Raw genomic sequence first — 24203 nt, 5'->3', positions numbered from 1 at the left:
ATAAAGTTTAAAGTAGATGAAAAATTATCTTTTAAGTTTTTTTCAAATAAAAATAAATAGTCACAATTCCAAAAGTATATTTTTGTATGTATATTGTATCAAATTGATGATATTTTAAAAGTTTATTCATTTTTTTTTCACAAAAATAGGAAAAGGATTGAATAGATTCTTTTAAATAATTATAAGCGTTATAATTGTTAGATAACAACCCTCCTATTTTTCTCATTATGAAATGAGAATAGAAATTATATATTTTTTTTATCCAATAGTTGGAAGGATTAGAAAATTCTAATATTCCTAATATTCCTAAAGGTTTTAAAATTCTATATATTTCTCTCATAGATAAATGAATATATTGAAAATTTCTTAATCCGAAAGAAATAGTTACTATATCAAAAATATTATTTTCAAATGGCATTTTTTGAGAAAATCCTTGAATTACTTTTATTCTTTTTTCTAAATCATGATTTTTTATTTTATTTTCAGCTATTTTTAACATATTTTTGGACGGATCTAAACCTATCACATTAGCATTATTAAATTTAGTTGCTAATAATATGGCTAAATCTCCAGTTCCGGTAGCTAAGTCTAGTATATTAGAAATTTTTTCTTTCTTAAATACATTCAATAGATGAATGACTTTTTTTCTCCATAAAAAATCTATACCAAAAGATAATATATGATTAATTAAATCATACCTACTAGAAATATGATTAAACATTTTTTGTACTTCTTTAGATTTAGAAGAAAGAGAATATTTTTTCATAAGATTATAAAATTATGAATAAAAAATGGGATTTAATTCTTTGTTAAATAATTTTATTTTTTTTACTTTGTCATTAATTTTTTTTAAATTTTTATTCTATTATTAAAAAAATGATTCGATCAATCATTACAGGAACTGGGCATTATTTGCCAAAAGGAATTATAAAAAATAATCATTTTTTTAAACATAAGTTTTATGATAAAAAAGGAGTAATAATCGAAAAATCCAATGAAGAAATTATTAAAAAATTTCAACATATAACGGAAATAGAAGAAAGGAGATATCTAAAAAAAAATTTATTGAACTCTGATATTGCTACAATTGCAGCAAAACGAGCTATAAAAAATTCTAAGATTTATAAAGAAAAAATAGATTATATCATATCCGCTCACAATTATGGAGATATTCATCCCATTTCTTTTCAATCGGATTTAATGCCTTCTATAGCAGCTAGAGTAAAAAATAAACTTCAAATAAAAAATAAAAAATGTAGACCATATGATATGATTTTTGGGTGCCCTGGTTGGATAGAAGGGATGATTCTAGCTGATCAACTATTGAGATCTAAATATGCTAAAAATATATTAATTACAAGTTCTGAAACTTTATCAAAAGTGATTGATCCTCATGATAAAAATTCCATGATTTTTTCAGATGGGGCAGGAGCGGCCGTTTTATCAGGAATAGAAGTAGATATAGAATATGAAGGAGATGGGATTATACATTATGATAGTCAATGTAACAATAATAAAGAATTATATTATTTGACTAATGGTCCTTCTTTAAATCCTAATTATAAAAAATCTTTAGTTAATATTAAAATGAATGGAAGAAGAATATATGAATATGCATTAACGGAAGTTCCAAACATGTTGAAAAATATATTGGACCACGTTAATTTACATCTAAAAGATATTAAGAAAATTCTTATTCATCAAGCTAATGCAAAAATGGATTATGCTATTTTAAAAAGATTATTGAAATTGTATAATTGTACATCTTTAAACATGGATTTTTATACGAAAATTATGCCAATGAGTATACAAAAATTTGGAAATTCTTCTGTAGCCACTATTCCTACTTTGTTAGATTTAATTTTACAGGGTAAAATGCCTCCTCATGAAATAAAACCTGGAGATACTATATTAATGACTTCTTTAGGAGCTGGAATGAATATCAATGGAATGATTTACCGTTTTCCAAAAGAAAAAAAATAAGTTTAATAAATATGAGAAAAAAAATACATCCGGAAAATTATAGACTTGTTGTTTTCAAAGATATTAATAATGATAAAATTATTATTTGTAGATCTACTGTAAATACGAAAGATTTTATACAAATAGATGGAGATAATTATCCGTTATATAAAATGGAAATATCTAGTTATTCTCATCCGTTTTTTACTGGAGAGAAAAAATATTTGGTAAAAACAGGTCCAGCGGAAAAATTCAAGAAAAAGTATGAGAAATACAAAAAATTTTAATGTAATTAATTAAATATGGATTTCATATTATACGATGGAATAGAATGGAAAAATTTGTTTCCTCTAACGTTAACTAGACCTGTATCTGAAATTAGATTGGGTTTATTTACTATAAAAGAAAGATGGGAAAAATTGATGGGAGAAAAATCGGTAGACATTATTACACAGCCATTTCTTTCTAAGAAATATTCAAAAAAAACTAAAAAATATTATAAAAATATTTTATTGATTAACTCTTCGTTTATTCCGAATGAAGAATTAATTCAAATAATTTTTTCTTTAAAAGAAAACGAGGTCGTTTTTTTTAATCAAAAAATTATAGTTATCAGAAAAGATTTTTTTTCTTATGAAGAATATGAAAAAAAAATTCATTTGAAACTTGGAAATAAAAATGATTATAGTAAAATATATAATATAAAAAAAATTGTTCATATCCAATATCCATGGGATATATTTATTAATAATGAATATGTATTAAAAAAGGACTTTATGCTTTTAACAAAAGGAAAAAAATCTTTTTCTTTATTGGGTAAAAACTATGTTATTTGCAAAGAAAAAATTTTTTTGGAGGAAGATATAAAAACTAATAATATTGTTCTTAATGCTCAATTTGGACCAATTTATATTGATAAAAAAGTAACCATTAGAGAAGGATCTGTGATTATAGGACCTGTTTCTATTGGAAAAAATGTGACATTAAATATAGGATCAAAAATATACGGAGGAACATCTATTGGTCCCTTTTGTAAGATAGGAGGAGAAATTATAAATTCTGTTATTTTTTCTTATTCTAATAAAGTTCATGATGGATTTTTAGGAAATGCTATTTTAGGGGAATGGTGTAATTTAGGAGCTGGAACTAATATCTCTAATTTAAGAAATGATTATCGTAAGGTTACAGTTTGGAATTATGAAAAAAAAGATTTTTTTCCTGTTGATATACTATTTTTTGGAATAATTATGGGAGACCATTCTAAATCCGCAATAAATACTCAATTTAATACAGCAACGATGATAGGGGTAAATTCTAGTATTTTTGGATTTGGATTTCCACCTAGATTTATTCCTTCATTTTCTTTAGGAGGAATACAGAATCGTGAAAAAATACCTTTTGATCATATTTGTAAAACTGCTGAAATTGCAATGGATCGTAGGAATGTAAATTTTTCTATTTTAGACAGGAACATTTTAGAATATTTGTATAATTCATTAGATATTTAAAAAAAAAGAAAAAATTTTTATATGCTGAAACATAATTTAGGTTATCCTCGAATAGGAATACGAAGAGAATTAAAAAAAGCTTGTGAGGATTATTGGTCAAACAAAATTGATTCAAATAATTTGTTTGAAATAGGAAATAAAATAAGAGAAGATAATTGGAAAGAGCAAGAAAGGTCAGGTTTAGATTTAATTCCATGCAATGATTTTAGTTTTTATGATCATGTTCTAGATATGTCTTTATTATTAGGAGTAATTCCGGAATCTTATCTAGATATACCAATTATTAAGGATCATATTGACTTATATTTTTCTATGGCTAGAGGTTTTCAAAAAAATAAATGGGATATAAAAGCGATGGAAATGACTAAATGGTTTAATACTAATTATCATTATATAGTTCCTGAATTTAATAAAAATCAAAAATTTTCTATTTTTTCAAATAAAATTTTTGATGAATTAAAAGAATCCCAAAAATTATTAAAATCAGTAAGAAAAATAAAACCTGTACTAATTGGACCTGTATCCTATCTTTTTTTAGGAAAAGAAAAGGATCCATATTTTCAAAAAATGGATTTAATTGAAAATATTGTTCCTGTTTATATAGAAATTATTCATAAATTAAAAAATCAAGGAGTTAACTGGATTCAACTAGATGAACCTATTCTAGTTTTAGATATGTCCGAAAAAGAAAAAGAAGTTTTTCGATATGCTTATAAAGAAATATCTATATTGTGTTCAGAAATGAATATTTTGCTAACTTCTTATTTTGATGGAATTTCAGAAAATATTTCTCTTCTTTCAGATTTTTTCGTAAAGGCCTTACATATAGATTTAGTGGAAGATTCAAATCAATTAGAAAAAATTCTTTCTTTTGTTAAAGAATCTGAAATGTTTTTATCATTAGGAATTATTAATGGAAGAAATATATGGAAAAATAACTATAATAGTTCTATAAAAAAAATAGAAAAAACAATAAAATACATAGGAGAAAATCGTGTCATGATTGCTCCAAATTGTTCACTATTGCATGTACCAATAGATGTAGAATATGAAAATTTTATTCATAAAGATGTAAAAAATAAAATGTCTTTTGCTAAACAAAAAATTTATGAGTTAAATGACTTAGAAAAGATTATTGAAGGGAATAGGGATCTTCTATTTGAAAATTCTCATTTAATGGAAAAAAACAAAGGTTCTTCTATTATTCATGATAAAAAAGTGAAAGAAAGAACTATGAAAATTTCAGAAAATGATATAAAAAGAGAAAATCCTTTTTATATTAGACAAAAGAAACAACAAGAAAAATTTCGTCTTCCTCTATTTCCAACTACTACGATAGGATCTTTTCCACAAACAAAAGAAATACGTAGTTTACGAAATAAATATAGAAAAAAAGAATTAAGTAAAAAAGAATATCATCAAAAAATTAAATGTTTTATTGTAGATGTTATTAAAAAACAAGAATTTTTGAATTTAGATGTTCTTGTTCATGGAGAATTTGAGAGAACTGATATGGTAGAATATTTTTCAGATAAATTAAAAGGAATACTTTCTACTGAAAACGGATGGGTTCAAAGTTATGGAAGTCGATGTGTTAAACCTCCTATCATTTATGGAGATATTAGTAGAAATGGAGATATGACTGTTGATTGGATTTGTTTTGCTCAATCTAAAACTAAAAAATTAATGAAAGGGATGTTAACGGGACCTGTTACTATTTTACAATGGTCTTTTGTTAGGGATGATCAACCTATTTTTCATACTGCTTATCAAATAGCTTGGTCTATGAGAGAAGAAGTGTTATCCTTAGAAAAATCTGGAATTAAAATTATACAAATAGACGAACCTGCTCTTAGAGAAGGATTACCTTTGAAGAAAAAAAATTGGAAATCTTATTTTGATTGGTCTATTAAGGCTTTTCGTCTTTCTTCGAGTGGAGTAAAAGATGATACTCAAATACATACACATATGTGTTACAGTGAATTTAATAATATATTAGAATATATTGCCGATATGGATGCCGATGTTATTACTATGGAAACTTCTAGATCTAAGATGGAGCTATTAAAAGCCTTTTCTAAATTTTCTTATCCTAATGAAATAGGACCAGGCGTCTATGATATTCATTCTCCAAGAATTATTACTAAAGAAGAAATTTTTGATTTAATAAAAAAAGCTTCAAAAATATTGCCGATTAGAAATATTTGGATTAATCCAGATTGTGGATTAAAAACTAGAAAATGGAAAGAAGTATTAGAATCTCTTAAAAATATGACAGAAGCTGCTAAAAAAGCAAGAGTAAAACTTATTACTAAGTAAATCTAGTTATTTACAACTTAAAATACATAGAAAGTATATTTCTATATTTGTCTAAAAATTTAGAAATGACTTTACATAAAAAAGAAGAAATAATAAAAAAAGAATTTTATATATTAAAAAATTGGGAAGAAAAATATGAGTATCTTATTGAAATAGGAAAAAATTTACCAAAAAAATCAGATATATTTAGATCTGAGGATAAGTTAATTAATGGGTGTCAGTCTAAAGTATGGCTAGATGCTAGATTGGAAAATCGTCGTATTTTTTTTGATGCAGATAGTGAAGCTATCCTACCTAGAGGAATAGCCGCCCTTATGATTCGTGTTTATTCAGGACTTTTTCCATTTGAAATTATTTCATCAAATGCTAATTTCATTTATGAAATAGGATTTCAAACATTTTTATCTCCTATTAGAGCTAATGGAATATTTTTATTTCTAAAAAAAATCAAATTTTATGCCATAGCTTTTAATGCTCAAATTTCTTTTGGATCGAATGTAAATGACAGAATTTTAAATAAAAAATGAAATGTTTCGAACTATTAATCCTGTAGACAATAGTGTTTTAAATACTTATTATTTCCTATCTGAAAAAGAGATTAATAATAAATTATCTACAGCTTTTTATGCATACAAAAAATGGAAGGATGATCCCTTTGAATCTAAAATTTTATCTTTGATAAAATTATATTCTTGTATGAAAGAAACTATAGATATTATAGCTTATTTGATCACTAAAGAGATGGGAAAACCTATCAGTCAGTCTTTTGCAGAAGTTAATAAAAGTATTAATTTATGTCAATATTATAGTGAATTGAAAGAATCCATTTTTTTTAAAAAAATGTTAACTGAATATGAAAAATCTTATATTCGATTCGAATCTATAGGATCTATATTAGGAATTATACCTTGGAATTATCCAATTTGGCAAATTATTAGGTCTACTATTCCTAATTTATTATTAGGAAATGTTATTCTTATTAAACCAGCTCTTAATACAGCTGGATCTGCTTTACTTTTGGAAAAGATATTTACAGAATCAGGTTTTCCTAAAGGAGTTTTTCAAATTTTATTAATTGAAGATAATCAAATAGAATCAGTTATAGCTAGTGACATAATACAAGGGGTTACATTTACAGGAAGTTCTTTATCTGGTAGTATTATAGGATCATTAGCTGGAAAATATGTGAAGAAATCTGTTTTGGAATTAGGAGGAAATGATGCTTTTGTAGTTATGAAAGATGTTGAAAATTTAAAAAAAACAGCAAAATTAGCTACAGAATCTAGATTGAATAATACAGGACAAACATGTATTTCAGCAAAAAGATTCATTGTAGAAGAATCGATTGTTGATGATTTTATAGATATAGTCATTCAAGAAATGAAAAAATATTGTAGAGAAGATTTATATAAAGAATCTACTAAAATAGGATATATATCTCGTTCTGATCTATCTGAAAAACTATATCAACAGTATAAGAATATAATATTAAACGGAGGAAAAATATGTCTAGAAACTAGTAAAGATGGAAATTTTTTTTCTCCTTCTTTATTGAAAGTAGAACATGATAATTTAGTAGTAAAAAAAGAAGAAATTTTTGGACCAATAGGAATTGTTTCTATTTTTTATAAAGAAATAGAAATTCCTTATATTGTTAATAATACATCTTATGGACTTGGAGCATCTATTTGGACGAAAGATTTAGAAAAAGCAGAAGAATTATCTAAACGAATAAATACAGGAATGATATTCATTAATGATCTTGTAAAATCAGATCCTCGTTTTCCTTTTGGAGGAGTAAAAAAATCTGGATATGGAAGAGAATTATCGACTTTATCTATCAAAGAATTTTCTAATTGTAAAACTGTAATTATAAGAAGTAAATTATAAATGCTTACGCATTCTTGCAACAGGAATATGCATTTGATCTCGATATTTAGCTATCGTTCTTCTAGCTACTAGATAGCCTTTTTTCTCTAAAATTTTAGATAGCTTTTCGTCCGTAAAAGGTTTTTTTTTATTTTCTCTAGCAATGGATTCTCCTAAAAGTTTTTTTATTTCAATAGAAGAAATTTCTTTTCCTTCTTTATTTATCATTTTTTCTGAAAAAAAACTTTTGATCAAAAAAGTTCCATATGGAGTATTGACATATTTACTATTAGCTACACGGGAAACGGTTGAAATCCCTACTCCAATTTTTTGGGAAATATTTTTTAAAATCATGGGTTTTATTTTAACTGGATCTCCAGTTAAAAAATATTCTTTTTGATAATTCATAATAGTATCCATTGTTAACATTAACGTATTCTTACGTTTTTTTATTGCATCTACAAACCATTTTGCAGAATCTATTTTTTGTTTCAAAAAAACAATAGTATTTTCATTATTTTTTTCTTTGGAAGATTTATAAGATTTTAACATATCTAAATATAGAGAGGAAACTTTTAACTCAGGAGTATTTCTTTGATTTAAAGAAAGTTCTAATTTTTCATCTACTATACGAATAGTAAAATCTGGAATAATATGATCTAAATTTTTAACATTTTCAGAATAAATTTTTCCTGGTTTAGGATTTAATTTTTCTATTTGAAAAATAGCTTTTTTTAATTTTTTTTTGTTTATTTCTAATTTTTTTTGTAACTTCTTGTAGTTTTTTTTTACAAAGTACTCAAAATTATCTTGTATAATTTTTTTTGCTAAAAAAATATCTTGGTTGATTTTATTTTTTTCTAATTGAATAAGTAAACATTCTTGTAAATTCCTGGATCCTAAGCCTACAGGGTCTAATTTTTGTATGTAATTTGTAAGTAAATATTCTACTTTTTCCGCAGTTACTGATATTCCAAGTATTAATAAAATGTCATCTACCATAGATGATATTTTTCTTCTTATGTAACCGTCATCATCTATGTTCCCTATAATAAAATCTGCTATCAACAAATCTTCTTTATTTAAACGAAAAGTATGCAATTGACTTTTTAAATAATCTTGAAATGAATTTACAGAAACAATAGGAGTAATATATCTTTCTTTTTCCCCACAATTTTGTTGATATTGTGCATAACTTTTAAAATCCTCTATTTCATCATCACTTAAATATTCATCTATCTCAGATAGATCAATAGATTCATTTTTGTTTTCTATAAGATCAAAATCATTATTATTTTCTTCTGATATTTCTTCTTTTTCTAAATCAGAAGCTTCTTCTTTTAACTCTAAAGCTGGATTTTCTTCCAATTCTTGTTTTACCCTTTGTTCAAAATCTAAAGTAGATAGTTGAACTAATTTCATTAGTTTAATTTGTTGTGGAGAAAGTTTATGTTGTTCTTTTTGTAATAGCTGTTGTTTTAACATAAGTTATTTTAAAATTTTGCATTATCTGGAGTCCTGGGATATGGAATAACGTCTCTAATATTGCTCATTCCTGTAACAAATTGAACTAAACGATCAAATCCTAAACCAAATCCACTATGAGGAACAGAACCAAAAAGACGTGTATCTAAATACCACCAAAGTTTGTTTTTATCTGTATTTGTGTCTTTTATTCGTTGTAATAACATTTCATAACGTTCTTCTCTTTGAGAACCACCAATAACTTCTCCTATTTCTGGAAATAAAATATCCATAGCTTTAACAGTTTTTCCATCATTATTTATTCGCATATAAAATGCTTTAATACAAGAAGGATAATCAAATATAACGACAGGTATTTTAAAATATTTGTTTACTAAATATTGTTCATGTTCCGATTGTAAATCCATCCCCCATATAATAGAATGAAAAAATTTTATATTTTGTTTTTTTTCTTCTTGATTAAGAATTTTTATAGCTTCTGTATAACTGATTCTCTGAAACGGATATTTCAATACAATTTCTAATCTTTCCATAAGTGAATTGGTTTTTTTTTTACTCCACCTTTTTAAATATTCATTTAAAAATGATAAATCTTCAATACTATTATCAAGGATATATTTGACAATAACTTTTAAAAAATCTTCAGCTAAATTTATATTTTCTTCTAAATGATAGAAAGAAATTTCTGGTTCTATCATCCAAAATTCAGATAAATGTCGTGAAGTATTAGAATTTTCTGCGCGAAATACAGGTCCAAAAGTATACACTTTACCTAATCCTAAAGCAGCGGTTTCTGCTTCTAATTGTCCAGAAACACTTAAATAAGTTTTTCTTTTAAAAAAATCTTTTGTACCTTTTTTTAAGGTAGTTACTTGAAACATTTCTCCTGTACCTTCGCAATTTAAAGTAGTAATAATTGGTGTATGAAGATAAAAAAACCCATGTTCGTGAAAATATTTATGTATACCAAAAGCTAAATGATGACGGATTCGCATGATACAACCGAAAATGTTGGTTTTAAAACGTAAATGAGATTGTTCACGAAGTTTTTCTAAACTATGTTTTTTAGGTTGAAGAATAGATTTATGTATAATACATGGATCCGTATATCCATATATCTTTATATCTAAAGATTGTAATTCTATATTTTGTTTTTTTCCAATACTTTTTGTTATAATTCCTAAAACTTGAATGGAACTTCCAATTGTTATTTTTTTTATTATTTTCTTTTCCAATGTTCTGGATAAAATAATTTGTAAATTTTTAATTGTGGATCCATCATTTAAAGAAATAAAAATAGAATAACGAAAAGAACGAATCCAACCTTCAACCAATACTTTTTTATTTATAAAAAAATTTCCATTATCTAATAATTCTTTAATTGAACATTTTTTTACCATTTCTATATTTTTATTATTTCTTTTTCCTTATCAAGAAGATAATCTTCTATTTTTTTTATATATTCACTCGTTATTTTTTGTATACGGTTTTCTACTGTTTTGTAAAAATCCTCAGATATTTTTAATTTTCTTATAAATTGGTTATTTTTTTTTCGTACATTTCTCACTAAAATTTTTGCATGTTCTGTTTGTAATTTAATTTTTTTCATTAAATTTTTTCTTCCTTCTTCTGTCATAATAGGAAGACGTATATGGATAGATTCTCCTTTATTAGTAGGAAAAAATCCTAGATTAGCATCTATAATAGCTTTATCTATATGTGATAGAATAGATGGATCCCAAGGTCGAATAATAAGATTCATATTATCTACGATAGTGATATTCGATACCTCCTCAAGTGGAAAAAAAGCTTTGTAACATTTTATTTTTATTTTGCTCAAAGAATAAGCTACTGATTTACTCCCTAATCGAATAGGATGAATTTTCTCTTTTAATTGTATAAAAATTGTTTCCATATCTTTTTTACAAGAATAAAAAATATTGTTTAAATTATCCATAATTTTATTTCTTTTTATAAACTAGAGTTCCTATTTCTTCTCCTGAAATAACTTTTTTAAAATTTCCTTTTCTGTTTATATCAAAAATAATAATTGGTAAATCATTTTCATTTCCTAATATAAAAGCAGTTTGATCCATGACTTTAATTCCCATTTGATATACCATATCAAAAGATATATCTTTTAGTTTTTTTGCATATTTATTTTTTTCTGGATCTGTGGTATAAATTCCATCAACTCTAGTTCCTTTTAATAAAACATCAGCTTTTATTTCTATAGCTCGTAAAACAGCGGCAGTATCTGTGGTAAAATAAGGATTTCCTAATCCTGCTACAAATATAACCACTCTTCCTTTTTCTAGATGATGAATGGCTCTATCTTTTTCAAAAGGTTCTGCTATTTCATCCATTCTAATAGCTGTTTGGATGTAAGCACATATTCCTATATTTTCCAAGTAAGCTTGAAAAGCGATTCCGTTAATAACGGTAGCAAGCATTCCCATATAATCTCCTTCTATACGATTTATAGTTTTTTCTTTGATTTTAGAAAAACCTCTGAATATATTTCCTCCTCCAATAACTATAGCCACTTGAGCACCCATATCTACTACATTTTTTACTTCTTCAGCATATTGTTTAAGACTAGTAGAAGAATGAAGTCCAAATTCGTTTTTCCCCATAAGAGCTTCTCCACTTAATTTCAATAATGATCTTTTGTACTTCATGAAAAAGATATTTTTTCAAAAATTGTTAAGCATTTTTATTATGGAAAAATTCCTGATTTTTCATAAGATTCTATAATTTTATTTATAGCGAGCACAAATGCAGCAGTTCGCATATTTTTTATTTTTGATGATTTTTTTAAATCACGGATTTTATGAAATCCACTAATCATTGTATCTTCTAATCCACTACGAACTAAATCTATTTCTCTAGCTCCTTTTAATATAATTTTTTTTTCCTCTATTGAAATTTTTTTTCTACAAGTATTTTCAATAACCTGCAATAATTCTGCATTCATATTTTCACTAAATCTTTTTTCGATTCTTCCATAACGAACATGACTTAAATTCTTCAACCATTCAAAATAAGAAACAGTGACTCCTCCAGCGTTTAAATAAATATCTGGAATTATAATTACTCCTTTTTTCTCTAATATTTCATCAGCTTCCGGAGTTATAGGTCCATTAGCCGCTTCTCCTATAATTTTTGCTTTAATTTGATTAACATTATTTTTATGTATAACATTCTCTAATGCTGCTGGAATTAATATATCACATTCTAATTCTAAAGCTTTTTCTGTATTATCAATATTTTTTGCTCCTGGAAAATTTAATATAGATCTAGTATTTTTTAAATGAAAAATAACTTGAGATACATCTAATCCATTTTTATTGTAAATAGCTCCTTCTCTTTCTGCTAAAGCGACAATAATTGCTCCTGCTTCATGAAAAAAAGTAGCAGCATGATAACCTACGTTTCCTAATCCTTGTATAATAATTTTTTTACCAACTAATCCAACATCAAGACCGACAGATAACATATCTTCTTTCATACGACATAATTCTCTAATTCCATAAAAAACACCTAATCCTGTTGCTTCTTTTCTTCCTCTTACTCCTCCTTGAGAAATAGGTTTTCCTGTAACACAAGCTAATGCGTTTACATCTCCTGGACAAATGGATGAAAAAGTATCAAAAATCCAACTCATTTCTCTTTCTCCAGTTCCATAATCAGGAGCAGGAACATCTATTCCTGGTCCAATGAAATTTTTTCTAATTAATTCAGAAGTATAACGTCGAGTTATCTTTTCTATATTATCTTTTGATATAGTTTGAGGATCTATTTTTATACCACCTTTAGCTCCTCCAAAAGGAACATCAACTATAGCACATTTATAAGTCATTAAAGCAGCCAACGTCATGATTTCATCCTGATTTACTTTGATACTATATCGAATTCCTCCTTTACAAGGAAGTTTGTGATGAGAATGTTGAACTCTATACGCTTCGATAACTTTTATTTCTTTTCCTATTTTTACAGGAAAGTGCATACGATATACAGAATTACAAGCTTTTATCTGTTCTAAAAGTCCTTTTTCAATAGGAATAAAACGTGCAGCTTTATCGAAGTTTTTTTCTATACAATTAAAAAAACTACATGGAATAGTTTTGCTTTGTTTGTTTTTGTACATAAAAAAGGATTTACACATTTTTCTTTGCTTTTAGAAAAAAATTAAAACGAATGTTGATTGAATAATACAAATCTACATTTTATATGTACATAAAAGAATTTAATAGGATCATTTGGTTTTTAATATAAAATATTTATTATTTTTTTGGGTATGATAATTAATTTTTTGATCATTTTTTCTTTCAAAAAAAATTTTGTTTTAGGATGACTCAAAATCCTATTTTTTATTTTTTCTATTGGAGTAGAAGAACAAAATGTTTTGGTAAATTTTAATTTTCCATTGAACATGATCGGATATGTAATTTCCTCATTTTTTATATATATCGAATCATAAACAGGAAAAGAATAATAAATAATAGATTTTCTTTTCCCTAATTTATACCATAATTCTTCAGCTATATGAGGAGAAAATGGAGCTATTAATTGAACTATAGGTTCTAATATTTTTTTTTTGTTACATTTCAACATAGTTAATTTATTCACTATAATCATCAATGTACTTATACATGTATTCCAAGAAAAAGATTCCATTTTATCTTGTATTTTTTTTATAGTATAATGTAAAATTTTCAATTCTTGAAATGTTGGAATTGTTTCAGTTACTTTAAATTTTCCATTTTTATGGAATAAACGCCATAATCTATTTATAAAATTTTTTATTCCATTAATATTATTATTATTCCAAGGTTTTGATTGAGTAATAGGACCTAAAAACATTTCATAAAGACGAAATACATCTGAACCATATTCTTGACAAATGTTATCAGGATTGATCACATTATATTTGGATTTTGACATTTTTTCCAGTTTTCTATTACAAAAAAAAATGCCTGATTCTAATATAAATGTATAATTCAAGAATTCAGGATTATTCTGTTTAAATTTTTCTATATCTAATTCATTATTATTTGTTATGAAACAAAGATCTACATACATTTCTTGAAATGAATAATTTACATTTTTTTTATTTTTTAATCCATAAGATACAAAGACCTTTTTCCCTATCACCTTTAATATAGTGGAAGAATAACTCAAGATCATTCCTTGATTCAATATTTTTTGAAAAGGCTCTTCAGTAGTAATCCATCCTCTATCTTTTAAAAATTTATGCCAAAATCTTGCATAAATTAAATGACCTGTACTATGTTCAGATCCTCCAATATATAAATTAACATTTTTCCAATAAGTTTCTTTCTTTTTATCAAGAAAAAACTGAGGATTATGAACGTCCATATATCTCAGAAAATACCAACTGGATCCAGCCCAACTTGGCATTGTATTAGTCTCTATTGGAAATATAAATTGATGATTAATCAAATTATTGGGAACTATTTGCATGTTTTTTTCATCCCAAGCCCAATTTTTTGCTCTAGTTAATGGAGATTTTCCATTTTTTGGATGATAATTATCTATCTGTGGAAGAAGAATAGGTAATTTATCTATAGGAATATTTTTTGGAACTTTTTCTTTAAAGTAGATAGGAATAGGTTCCCCCCAATATCTTTGTCTAGAAAAAATAGCATCACGTATTTTATACGTAATTCTTTTTTCTCCTATTTTTTTATTATTAAGTATTTTTATTATTTTTTCTTTTGCTTGTTTTCTACTCAATCCATTTAAAAAATCAGAGTTAATACATATTTCATGATTGTTTAAAACAGTTATGATTTCTAATCCAAATTTTTCAGAAAACTCTTTACTTTTTTTTTCATGACCAGGAATTCCTATTTTAGATTTAGTTTTATCATCTACGGAAAAAAAATCACTAATGTAAATAGGAATTTGTTTTTTTATAATAAAAGGATGAAAAACATAATTACCTGTGAAAACTCCAGAAACATTTTTCACGTCTTCAGACAATATAGATGATTCTTTTTTTGAAAGATATCTACAAACTTTTTTTCTATACAAGAAAATAGATATTTTTTCTGAAAATGGATGATTTGTAGATAATACAATAAAAGTCATTCCAAATATCATTTCTGGATAAGAAATAAATAATTCTATTTCTTTTATTTTAGGAATAGGATATGCTATTTCTAGTAAAAGAGAAGCCCCTGATGATTTACCTATCCAACTCATTTGTGATTTTTTAAGAGACTTAGAACAATCAATAAACTTTAATCCTTTTAAAAGCCTTTCTGCATATACACTAATCCTCAAGTGCCATTGTAACATTTTTTTTTTGTAAACGGGGAACCCTCCCCTTTGACTTTTTCCGTTTTTTATTTCATCATTAGCTAAAACTGTATTTAATCCTGGACACCAGTTAACTATATTTTTACATAAAAAAGCTAATCGATAATTTAAAAGAATAGATTCTTTTTCGAAAGTATTTAAATGATTCCATTTTACTGAGTCAAATTTACCATGGTAAGAAGAACTTGCATTGATACAATAATTTCCATTTTTATTAAATTCTTCAATCAAAATATTTATAGATTTAGCTTGTTCACTATTTTTATCATACCAAGAATTAAAAATTTGAATAAACATCCATTGAGTCCAATGATAATAATCAGGATCACTAGTACTCAATTTTCTACTCCAATCAAAAGAAATTCCTATTTTATTCATTTGTTTTATATACTTATTGGAATTTTCTATAGTAGTATCATTAGGATGTTTTCCAGTTTGTATAGCATATTGTTCTGTAGGCAAACCAAAAGAATCAAATCCTATAGGATTCATAACATTATATCCTTTTGTTCGTTTATACCTTGTATAAATATCTGATGCAATATAACCTAAACAATGTCCTACATGAAGCCCTGATCCAGAAGGATAAGGAAACATGTTTAAAACATAATATTTTTGTTTTTTATTTTCTTCTTTAACATAAAAAGTTTGATTTTTTTTCCAGTATAATTGCCAACGTTTTTCTATTTCACGAAAATTATAGTCCATTTTTTTAACATATAAAATTACAATGATTTTATTACGTAATTTTAATTCATTGAAATAAATATTCAAAAAAAATTTTGGGAAAAAAAAAGAAAAATCTTTAATGAAGATTAATTTAAATGATAGTAAATTTATAAATAATCAAACTATTAGTAGCTTATTAAAAATTATTCAGTCTCATCCAAATGATGTAGTACAAATATTAAATTTGTTAGAATTATGGAAATCTCTATCTATTTTTAAAGTGTTGGATTTTTCTATCAAAAAAAAAATTATAAAAGAAATATCTTCGTTTAAAAAAATGGAATTTATAAATCATTTGGTAATCTATGATCATGTTTTTTTAAGAAATCTTCCTAAAGATCTTTTAAAAGATTTAATTAAATATTTAAATCCAGAAGATAATAAACGAAATACATTAATATCTTATTTAGGATATCCTAAAAGTAGTATAACTCGTTTTATGAGACCATGCTATGTATCAGTGCAAAAAACTTGGAATGTTCAAAATGTTTTAGATTATATACGGAAAAAAGTGAAAAATATCGATATCATCGATATTATATATATAATTGATGAAAAAGGTAGATTAATAAATGATATCAAAATACAAGAATTTTTATTAGTCGATATAAATACTAAAATATTCCATTTAATAGATCATAAAAATCCTCCCGTATATTTAAATGTTAAAGATACAGAAAAGAGAGCTTTTAAAACCTTTTCTATAATAAATAATAGAAGAGGATCACTTCCAGTGATTGATGATAAAAATTTTTTATTAGGAGTAGTAACTATATCCGATATTTTATGGATTTTAAATGAAAATTATAAAGGAAATAAAAAAATAAAAAATCCTTTTTCTTTTAAGGATTATCCTTTATTAAATAATAATAAATCTTATCTCAATGTTCCTTTATTTAGATTAATAAAAAAAAGAGCTGAATGGTTAGTTTTATTATTTATAGGAGAAATGTTAACAACAACAGTTATGCAAGAATTTTCAAGTATTATAGAAAAAGCGGTAGTTATTGCTTTATTTATTCCTTTAGTTGTTTCCAGTGGAGGAAATAGTGGATCTCAAGCAGCAAGTTTAATTATTCAAGCAATGGCTTTGGGGGAAGTAAAAATAAAAGATTGGTGGATTGTTATGAAAAGAGAAATTATTTGTGGTTTTTTTTTAGGTTGTATTTTAGGATTAACAGGTTTTATACGTGTTATAGCATGGCATAATATTAATTTATTTGATTATGGACCTCATTGTATGTTAGTAGGACTTACTGTTTTTTTCTCTTTAATTGGAGTAGTATTATGGGGGACCTTTAGTGGATCTATGTTTCCTTTTATAATTAAAAAATTTAGGGGAGATCCCGCTAGCTCTTCTGCCCCTTTTGTTGCTACACTAGTAGATGTGATTGGTTTAATTATATATTTTTCTATATCTTATGTTCTTTTACATGGAATTTTATTTTAATAATTTATTTCTAAAAGTTTGTAGAACTTTTTTAAAATCTTCAGGAATGGGACAAAAAAAATGACATTTTCTATTTTTCGGGTGGATAAAAGAAAGTGAAATAGCATGTAAAGCTTGTCTTTGTAAAATTTGTAGACAAGTTTTAAAAACTTCTCTATTTTTATTAGAGCATTTTTTGTTTGTAAATATTCTACTTCCTCCATAAATTGAATCATGAAATAATGGATGTCCTAAATGTTTAAAATGAGCTCTAATTTGATGTGTTTTTCCTGTTTTTATATGGCAAGAAACATATGTCAAATACTTGAACCGTTCTAATACTTGATAGTGTGTTATTGAATATTTTCCTTTATAATATTTCTCATCTTTAAAAAGAGTCATTCTTTTTCTATTTTTAGGATCTCTTCCAATAAAACCAGTTATAGTTCCTTTTTCTTCAATAAGATCTCCCCATATTAAAGCTATATATTGTCTTTGAATTGTTCTATAATAAAATTGTTGAAATAAACATTTTTGAGCTAATTCATTTTTAGCTAAAACTAATAAACCAGATGTATCTTTATCTAATCGGTGAATCAATCCTACCCTATATAAATTTGAATGATTTGATTTTGAGTTTATTAAATGATATTTAATTCCATGAATTAATGAAAATTTTTCATTTCCACAACCTGGATGAACGACCATTCCTGCAGGTTTATTGATTACAATAACGTCTTCATCTTCATAAATGATATCAAGATCCATTTTTTTTTCATAAATATTTTCATATTCTAAATGATCTACAATAGGAATAGAAACAAGATTATCAGAAATTTTTACTTCTATAAGGTCTAAAGGTTTTATTTTATAATTCTTTTTTACAATATGTTGGTTTACTAATATTTTTCCTGAATGAACAAATTTTTGAATTTGATTTCTACTGAAATTTTTTGTTTTTTGTTTCAAAAATTGATCTATTCTAATTTCTTCTTGATTTTTATCTGCAAATATTTTGTATTTATTTATGTTTTTCATTTTCATTTTTTTTGGATAAAATTTTCTCTTTTTCCGTTTTCTCTTCTATTTGTATTAAACTATCTAATAATTCTTTTGAACTTAACCAAAGTTCGATAGGTTTATTTTTATCTTCTTGCATTGTTCCAGGAGAAGGTTTTTGACAATATACCTTTGCATTATTATTAGAAATCGTATGATCATAATAGAAATTTATTACATAAAATAATCTACTATTTAAAGTGGAAGTAGCAGTATTTAATGACATTCCAATAACATTGGGAACTAATGAATTATTTTTTTCATATCCTTTTCCGATTATCAAAGTAATTCCATCTTGATAAGGAGGGAATATATATCCAGATTGAATTAATTTGTCTTTATAAAAAACTTTCAAAACTGAATCTTTATTATATAGATCATTAATATATTTAATTTCTTTTACTGCTATGTGATTAGCATGAAGTAATTTTATAGCTTGATTTTTATTTTTATTTATAATATTAGGTAAAACTGTATATTGGGTATATTTAGAATTTACTTGTAAATATATATGTCTCCCTTCCTTAACCTTATCTCCAGGTCCTGGAGTAAAAGAAATAATTTGGTAAGGTTTAAAATTAGGATCATAATGTGATGTATCTATGTTATATTTTAATCCTAATTTTTTAAGAATGGATATAGATTGAGATAAAGTTAGATGACGTAAATCAGGAACTATGACACTAGAATCATGTTTTGTATAAATATCCACCCATTTTAATGCAAAATAAGTGATTTTGTATAATGCTAATACAGAGACTAATAAGTTTATAATAAAAATTACGACATATTTTGAATAATTCATAGTAAAAAAATAAATTCATTTCTACAAAAAAAAAAATAAATCATGAAAAAAATAGCAGTTGTTATGGGTGGATATACAAAAGAGTCTGAAGTATCGATAAAAAGCGGAGAAGTTGTTTATGAAAATTTATGCAGAAATAAATTTGATCCTTATCGGATTTATATTTTTGAAGAAAGATGGTTTATGAAAGATGAAAAAAACAACGAATATCCTATCAACAAATATAATTTTACTGTTAATATAGGAAAAAATAGGGTTATTCAGTTTGATTGTGTATTTAATGCTATACATGGGACTCCAGGAGAAGATGGAATTTTACAAGCTTATTTTGAGTTATTAAAAATACCTTATACAGGATGTAATTTTCATCATGCTAATGTGACTTTTAACAAAAAGTATTGTTTGACTTTATTAAAACATTTTGGGGTTCATACCGCAGAATTTTTCTTTTTAAATAAAAAAAATCAATGTTTTTGTATAGAAAAAATTTTAAAAAAAGTAGGACTTCCTTGTTTTGTTAAACCTAATAAATCAGGATCTAGTTTGGGAATCAGTAAGGTCTATGAAAAAAAATATTTTTTAAATGCAGTAGAAAAGGCATTTCAAGAAGATGAAGAGATTATCATTGAATCTTTTCTTAAAGGAAGAGAAGTTTCTGTAGGAGTTTTTTCATTCGATAAAAAAATTTATGTTTTACCTATAACAGAAATTATTAGTCAAAACGATTTTTTTGATTTTGAATCAAAATATTCTGGAAAATCTCAAGAAATAACCCCAGCAAAATTACTTCCAAGTGTAGAAAAAAAAATACGAAAATTAGCGAAAAAAGTATATCAATTTCTAAATTTATCTGGAATATCTAGATCTGAATATATCATTGTGAATGAAGAACCATTCTTCTTGGAAATTAATACTGTTCCAGGTCTTTCAAAAGAAAGTATTTTTCCTAAACAATTAGAAATATATGGAATATCTTTGTCTGATTTATTTAAAAATGCAATATATTCATCTTTAAAGTAGAAAAATATTTCTCATGGATGACAATTGCATTTTTTTTACAAATTTTTTTATCATACATAAAAAATATATATAATTTTTTGAATAAATAAATAACTGAATACAAAAAAAATATTCCTATTATTAAGTATTGATACATTTTATTTTAATATTTGATAGGTTAAAAAGGAAGAAAGATAAGCTAAAAAAGTCATAAAAATAAATTGGATGATTGGCCATTTCCAAGACTTTTTTTTTCTTTTATTATTATGAATAAAGTAGTCATACATTGCATAGAAAATGCATAAAAAAGTAGTAAAGAAAAACTTGTTGCTACATTATAAATAGGTTTTTTTTGTATGTGGATATTCTATCTCTTTATTCATTATGTTTTTTAAGGTATTTTGTTCTATACTATAGATAGAATCATCCTCGTAATAAAAAATGATTTAAAGGACAAGGACCTGTATTAAAATTATCTAGTTTTTTTTTTGGATAAAAGAAAATAAAAATTCTATAAATTCTTTAGTAATTTATGTACATAAAAATACACATTGAAAAATGAAAAACAAAAAAAAGAAAAAAAATCAAATAGCCCAATGAAAGTAAAGGATGTAGAATTAAAGCATTATCTATTCTTTTAGAAAGTTCTAAATATTTTTTTCTTTTTTTATAAAGAAAAACGAAAACTGTATGAGATAAAATTTCACCTATTTTTTCATACCTATCTAATGTTTCTTTTATTTGTAATCTTCTAGATACAATATGATATTTATTTTTTATTTTATTTATAAAGGAATCTTCTTTTAATAATTTTCTATTATAAGCTAAATAATACCAAGCTTTATAAGTATTTACTTTATAATTATTTTTTACATTATTGATGGCTATAGAATATCGTTGTAATCCTGGATTAAAAAAAATTATGTTTTTTTGTTTTTTGATTAAAATTTTTTATTACTTTTTTTGTTTTTTCTAATCCTATTCCTTTTCTGGCATTGATTGTAACAATTTCTGTAAAAAAAAGTTCTTTTAGTTTTTTTATATCAATAAATATTCCCTTTTTTTCTGCTTCGTCTATCATATTCAAAATAAATAAAATAGGAAATCCTAAATCTTGTATTTGACTGAATAAATAATAAAAGACTTTTTTTTAAATTAGAAGAATCTACCACTAATAAAATTTTATCTGGATCATTTACATATTCTTTGTTATTGAGTAGTTTACTAACTTAACTACTTCTTCATCTTCATAAGAAGGATATATGTTATAAATTACAGGAAGATCTATAATTTGATAATACTTATTATTATAATAGAAATATCCTATTTTTTTTCTACCGTAACTCCAAGATAATTTCCTATTTTTTGATTAAGTCCAGTGAATTTTATTAAACAAAGAAGTTTTACCTACATTTGGGTTTCCAATGATGGCTAATTTATTAATAATCATTCTTCGTTTTTCATTTGATGGAAGATTAAAGATGTAAGATTAAATAGGTTCTATTATAATATTTTCTGCTTATTTTTTACGTAAAACTAAACAAGTATTTTCGTAACTTATACATAGTGGATCATAAAAAATAGAAACGAAAAGTATTTCAAATTTTACTCCAGGTAAAATTACTAATTCTAATAGTTTAATAGGAAAATCTTCATTTTTATATCCTTTAATTAATAATCCCTTTTTCTCCTTTTTTAAGATTAGATAGATTCAAAGTTTATATATTTTAAAATAAAGTTTTAAATTTATTTCTTTTATTCTTTTTAATGATATCTATTTTGATTAGATCAATACAATTATTACTTAGTATTTCTATATTAATTATTATTCATGAATTAGGTCATTTTATTATAGCTCAAGCTTTTAAAGTTCGTGTAGAAAGATTTTTTTTATTTTTTGATCCTTGGTTTTCCATTTTCAAAAAAAAAATAGGACATACTGTTTATGGAATAGGGTGGTTACCTTTAGGAGGATATGTTAAAATATCTGGAATGATGATAGATGATAAAACGTCAAAAAATGAAAGTAAAGATTGGGAATTTCGTTCTAAGTCAGCAATAAAAAGATTTTTAATTATTTCTGGAGGTATTCTTTTTAATATATTATTATCTATTTTCATTTTTACTTGTTTAATATTTCAATATGGAGAAACTTATCTTCCTACAAAAAACGTTAAATACGGAATAGAAGTAGATTCTTTGGGGAAAAAGATGGGATTAAAAAATGGGGATAAAATTTTATTTGTAAACGGAAAATATATTTCATATTTCAATGATATTCCTAAAGCCATTATTTTTGGAAATTCTGTTACTGTAAATCGTATGGGGAAAATCATTAAACTATCATTAAATCATCAGAAAAAAAAATTTTTTTTTGATAGGAAAAAACTAAGTTTTTTTATTCAACCTCGTGTTCCTCCCATAATTCATTATGTAATGAAAAATTCCGTAGCGGAAAAATACGGATTAAGAAATAATGATGAAATATTAGGAATCAATTCAGAATTCATTCTTTTCTCTGACCAACTGAAAGAATTATTATCAAAATATAAAAACGAAAATATTTTAATTTCTATCAATAGAAATGGAAGATTTTTAAAAAAAAATATTTTCATCAGTCAGAGAGGAATATTAGGGATTTACTTGAAAAATTTTATGGAATTAGATCGTATTTTTTCATTTGAAAAAAAGAATTATACTTTTTTTCAAAGTATTCCTAATGGAATTAATAGAACTTGGAATGTTTTAAAACATCAAATATTTTTTTTTAAAAATATTTTTCATATAGAAACTAAAGCTTACAAACAAATAGGAAGTTTTTTTTCTATGGCTAAAGAATTTCCTTCTAAATGGAATTGGGATATTTTTTGGACTTTTACTGCTACTTTATCCATTTGGATAGCTTTTTTAAATTTATTTCCTATTCCATCATTAGATGGAGGTTATATGTTATTTATCATAATAGAAATGATATCAAAAAAGAAAATAAATGAAAAAATTATTGAACGATGCACCATTTTTGGATTTTTGATAATTAGTTTAATTATGATATTTATCGTTATTTGGGATATTTTAAAAGTTTTTTTTTACTGAACCTTTCTTAAAGAAAAAAATACGGTCAGTTGTTACTCCTATGTTTAAAAATAGGTCTTTTTCATGAATATTTATAATTTCTTTTACAGGAGGAAAAAAACTTAACCCTATTTTAATTACATTTTTTCTACATAAAGGAATCAATCTATCATAAAAACCTTTTCCATAACCTACGCGAAATCCTTTTAAATCAAAGATCAATAATGGAATAAATATAACTTCAATTAAAGATATGGAAACAATATGTTTATATATAGGTTCTAAAATTCCATGTTTATTTTTGAATAATGAAGTATTCTTATTAAAAAAACAATTTTCTATGGAAATAAGATGAAAATTAGAGGATGGTACTATTATATATTTTCCTTTTTTTAGAAGAAAATCAATAATCATAAAAGTATCTACTTCTTTATTTTTTTGTATAGGCAAAAAAATATGGTAATATTTTTTTTCCCATAAATACAATATTTTTTTTATCTGAAAAAATATTTTATAACTCATTTTTGTAACTTCTTCTTGAGATATCGATTTTCTATAAAAAAAATATTTTTTACGCAATTTTTCTTTATTCATGATTGACCTTATTTAAGCTCTATAT

General features: G+C 24.6%; 21 protein-coding genes. 9 read left to right on the top strand and 12 right to left on the bottom strand.

The window, feature by feature from the left end; translation table 11 throughout:
- Positions 1–31: 31 nt before the first annotated feature.
- On the bottom strand, positions 32–766 hold the full coding sequence (gene ubiE / locus H0H63_RS02575) for a bifunctional demethylmenaquinone methyltransferase/2-methoxy-6-polyprenyl-1,4-benzoquinol methylase UbiE (RefSeq protein ID WP_185858451.1): 735 nt from the start codon (positions 764–766) through the stop codon (positions 32–34).
- A gap of 110 nt (positions 767–876) precedes the next feature.
- On the opposite strand from ubiE, the gene H0H63_RS02570 reads away from it, so the two are divergent.
- The 6 genes from H0H63_RS02570 to H0H63_RS02545 all read left to right on the top strand — a co-directional run bounded on the left by H0H63_RS02570 (position 877) and on the right by H0H63_RS02545 (position 7679).
- Positions 877–1983 carry a 3-oxoacyl-ACP synthase III family protein gene (locus H0H63_RS02570; RefSeq protein ID WP_185858450.1) on the top strand — a complete coding sequence of 369 codons (1107 nt, stop codon included), beginning with the start codon at positions 877–879 and terminating at the stop codon, positions 1981–1983.
- An 11-nt stretch (positions 1984–1994) separates the two neighbouring features.
- A complete protein-coding gene (locus H0H63_RS02565) occupies positions 1995–2249 on the top strand; it encodes a type B 50S ribosomal protein L31 (protein WP_185858449.1) in 255 nt (84 codons plus the stop codon).
- A gap of 15 nt (positions 2250–2264) precedes the next feature.
- Positions 2265–3470 (top strand): putative sugar nucleotidyl transferase, encoded by a 1206-nt coding sequence (locus H0H63_RS02560; RefSeq protein ID WP_185858448.1) that lies wholly within the window; start codon positions 2265–2267, stop codon positions 3468–3470.
- Between the two features lie 21 nt (positions 3471–3491).
- Positions 3492–5789, top strand: a complete 2298-nt coding sequence (gene metE, locus H0H63_RS02555) for a 5-methyltetrahydropteroyltriglutamate--homocysteine S-methyltransferase (RefSeq protein WP_185858447.1) — start codon at positions 3492–3494, stop codon at positions 5787–5789.
- Between the two features lie 65 nt (positions 5790–5854).
- Positions 5855–6316 carry a SufE family protein gene (locus H0H63_RS02550; RefSeq protein ID WP_185858811.1) on the top strand — a complete coding sequence of 154 codons (462 nt, stop codon included), beginning with the start codon at positions 5855–5857 and terminating at the stop codon, positions 6314–6316.
- Position 6317: 1 nt separating this feature from the next.
- Positions 6318–7679, top strand: a complete 1362-nt coding sequence (locus H0H63_RS02545; RefSeq protein ID WP_185858446.1) for an aldehyde dehydrogenase family protein — start codon at positions 6318–6320, stop codon at positions 7677–7679.
- On the opposite strand, the gene rpoN is transcribed toward H0H63_RS02545, so the two are convergent.
- From rpoN to leuS, 6 genes are all read right to left on the bottom strand, one after another.
- Positions 7674–9143: an RNA polymerase factor sigma-54 gene (gene rpoN, locus H0H63_RS02540; protein WP_185858445.1), complete on the bottom strand. Its 1470-nt coding sequence runs from the start codon at positions 9141–9143 to the stop codon at positions 7674–7676. The genes H0H63_RS02545 and rpoN overlap by 6 nt on opposite strands.
- Before the next feature lie 8 nt (positions 9144–9151).
- Positions 9152–10543 (bottom strand): asparagine--tRNA ligase, encoded by a 1392-nt coding sequence (gene asnS / locus H0H63_RS02535; RefSeq protein ID WP_185858444.1) that lies wholly within the window; start codon positions 10541–10543, stop codon positions 9152–9154.
- Positions 10544–10545: 2 nt separating this feature from the next.
- On the bottom strand, positions 10546–11100 hold the full coding sequence (locus tag H0H63_RS02530) for a ribosome-recycling factor (protein WP_185858443.1): 555 nt from the start codon (positions 11098–11100) through the stop codon (positions 10546–10548).
- A 4-nt stretch (positions 11101–11104) separates the two neighbouring features.
- Positions 11105–11824 (bottom strand): UMP kinase, encoded by a 720-nt coding sequence (gene pyrH, locus H0H63_RS02525; protein ID WP_185858442.1) that lies wholly within the window; start codon positions 11822–11824, stop codon positions 11105–11107.
- Between the two features lie 38 nt (positions 11825–11862).
- Positions 11863–13293 carry a Glu/Leu/Phe/Val family dehydrogenase gene (locus H0H63_RS02520; protein WP_185858810.1) on the bottom strand — a complete coding sequence of 477 codons (1431 nt, stop codon included), beginning with the start codon at positions 13291–13293 and terminating at the stop codon, positions 11863–11865.
- A gap of 119 nt (positions 13294–13412) precedes the next feature.
- On the bottom strand, positions 13413–16199 hold the full coding sequence (leuS, locus tag H0H63_RS02515) for a leucine--tRNA ligase (RefSeq protein WP_185858441.1): 2787 nt from the start codon (positions 16197–16199) through the stop codon (positions 13413–13415).
- 100 nt (positions 16200–16299) lie between these two features.
- On the opposite strand from leuS, the gene mgtE reads away from it, so the two are divergent.
- A complete protein-coding gene (gene mgtE / locus H0H63_RS02510; RefSeq protein WP_185858440.1) occupies positions 16300–17670 on the top strand; it encodes a magnesium transporter in 1371 nt (456 codons plus the stop codon).
- On the opposite strand, the gene H0H63_RS02505 is transcribed toward mgtE, so the two are convergent.
- Positions 17662–18687, bottom strand: coding sequence for an RluA family pseudouridine synthase (locus H0H63_RS02505; protein WP_185858439.1), 1026 nt, complete (start codon positions 18685–18687; stop codon positions 17662–17664). The genes mgtE and H0H63_RS02505 overlap by 9 nt on opposite strands.
- Positions 18671–19513: a PASTA domain-containing protein gene (locus H0H63_RS02500; RefSeq protein WP_185858438.1), complete on the bottom strand. Its 843-nt coding sequence runs from the start codon at positions 19511–19513 to the stop codon at positions 18671–18673. Before H0H63_RS02500 ends, H0H63_RS02505 begins: the two co-directional genes overlap by 17 nt.
- A gap of 42 nt (positions 19514–19555) precedes the next feature.
- On the opposite strand from H0H63_RS02500, the gene H0H63_RS02495 reads away from it, so the two are divergent.
- Positions 19556–20533, top strand: a complete 978-nt coding sequence (locus H0H63_RS02495; protein ID WP_185858437.1) for a D-alanine--D-alanine ligase — start codon at positions 19556–19558, stop codon at positions 20531–20533.
- Positions 20534–21422: 889 nt separating this feature from the next.
- Here the strand turns inward: H0H63_RS02495 and H0H63_RS03085 are convergent.
- Both H0H63_RS03085 and H0H63_RS03080 read right to left on the bottom strand, forming a co-directional pair.
- Entirely contained in the window at positions 21423–21593 is a 171-nt protein-coding gene (locus H0H63_RS03085; protein WP_238784396.1) for a FeoB small GTPase domain-containing protein, read from the bottom strand.
- A gap of 288 nt (positions 21594–21881) precedes the next feature.
- The gene (locus tag H0H63_RS03080; protein ID WP_238784426.1) at positions 21882–21962 is read right to left on the bottom strand and encodes a GTPase; all 81 of its coding nucleotides are present in this window, start codon (positions 21960–21962) and stop codon (positions 21882–21884) included.
- A 317-nt stretch (positions 21963–22279) separates the two neighbouring features.
- Between H0H63_RS03080 and rseP the strand changes: the two genes are divergently transcribed.
- Positions 22280–23605, top strand: a complete 1326-nt coding sequence (gene rseP, locus H0H63_RS02485; protein WP_185858436.1) for an RIP metalloprotease RseP — start codon at positions 22280–22282, stop codon at positions 23603–23605.
- Here rseP and H0H63_RS02480 read toward each other — a convergent pair.
- Positions 23585–24178, bottom strand: a complete 594-nt coding sequence (locus tag H0H63_RS02480; protein ID WP_185858435.1) for a 5-formyltetrahydrofolate cyclo-ligase — start codon at positions 24176–24178, stop codon at positions 23585–23587. The two genes, rseP and H0H63_RS02480, sit on opposite strands and share 21 nt — an antisense overlap.
- Positions 24179–24203 lie beyond the last annotated feature (25 nt).

It is taken from the genome of Blattabacterium cuenoti, from assembly GCF_014251655.1.
GTDB classification, from domain to species: Bacteria; Bacteroidota; Bacteroidia; order Flavobacteriales; family Blattabacteriaceae; genus Blattabacterium; species Blattabacterium cuenoti_I.
Note: the sequence above shows the minus strand (reverse complement) of the source record. Positions and strands in the feature narration are given on the sequence as shown.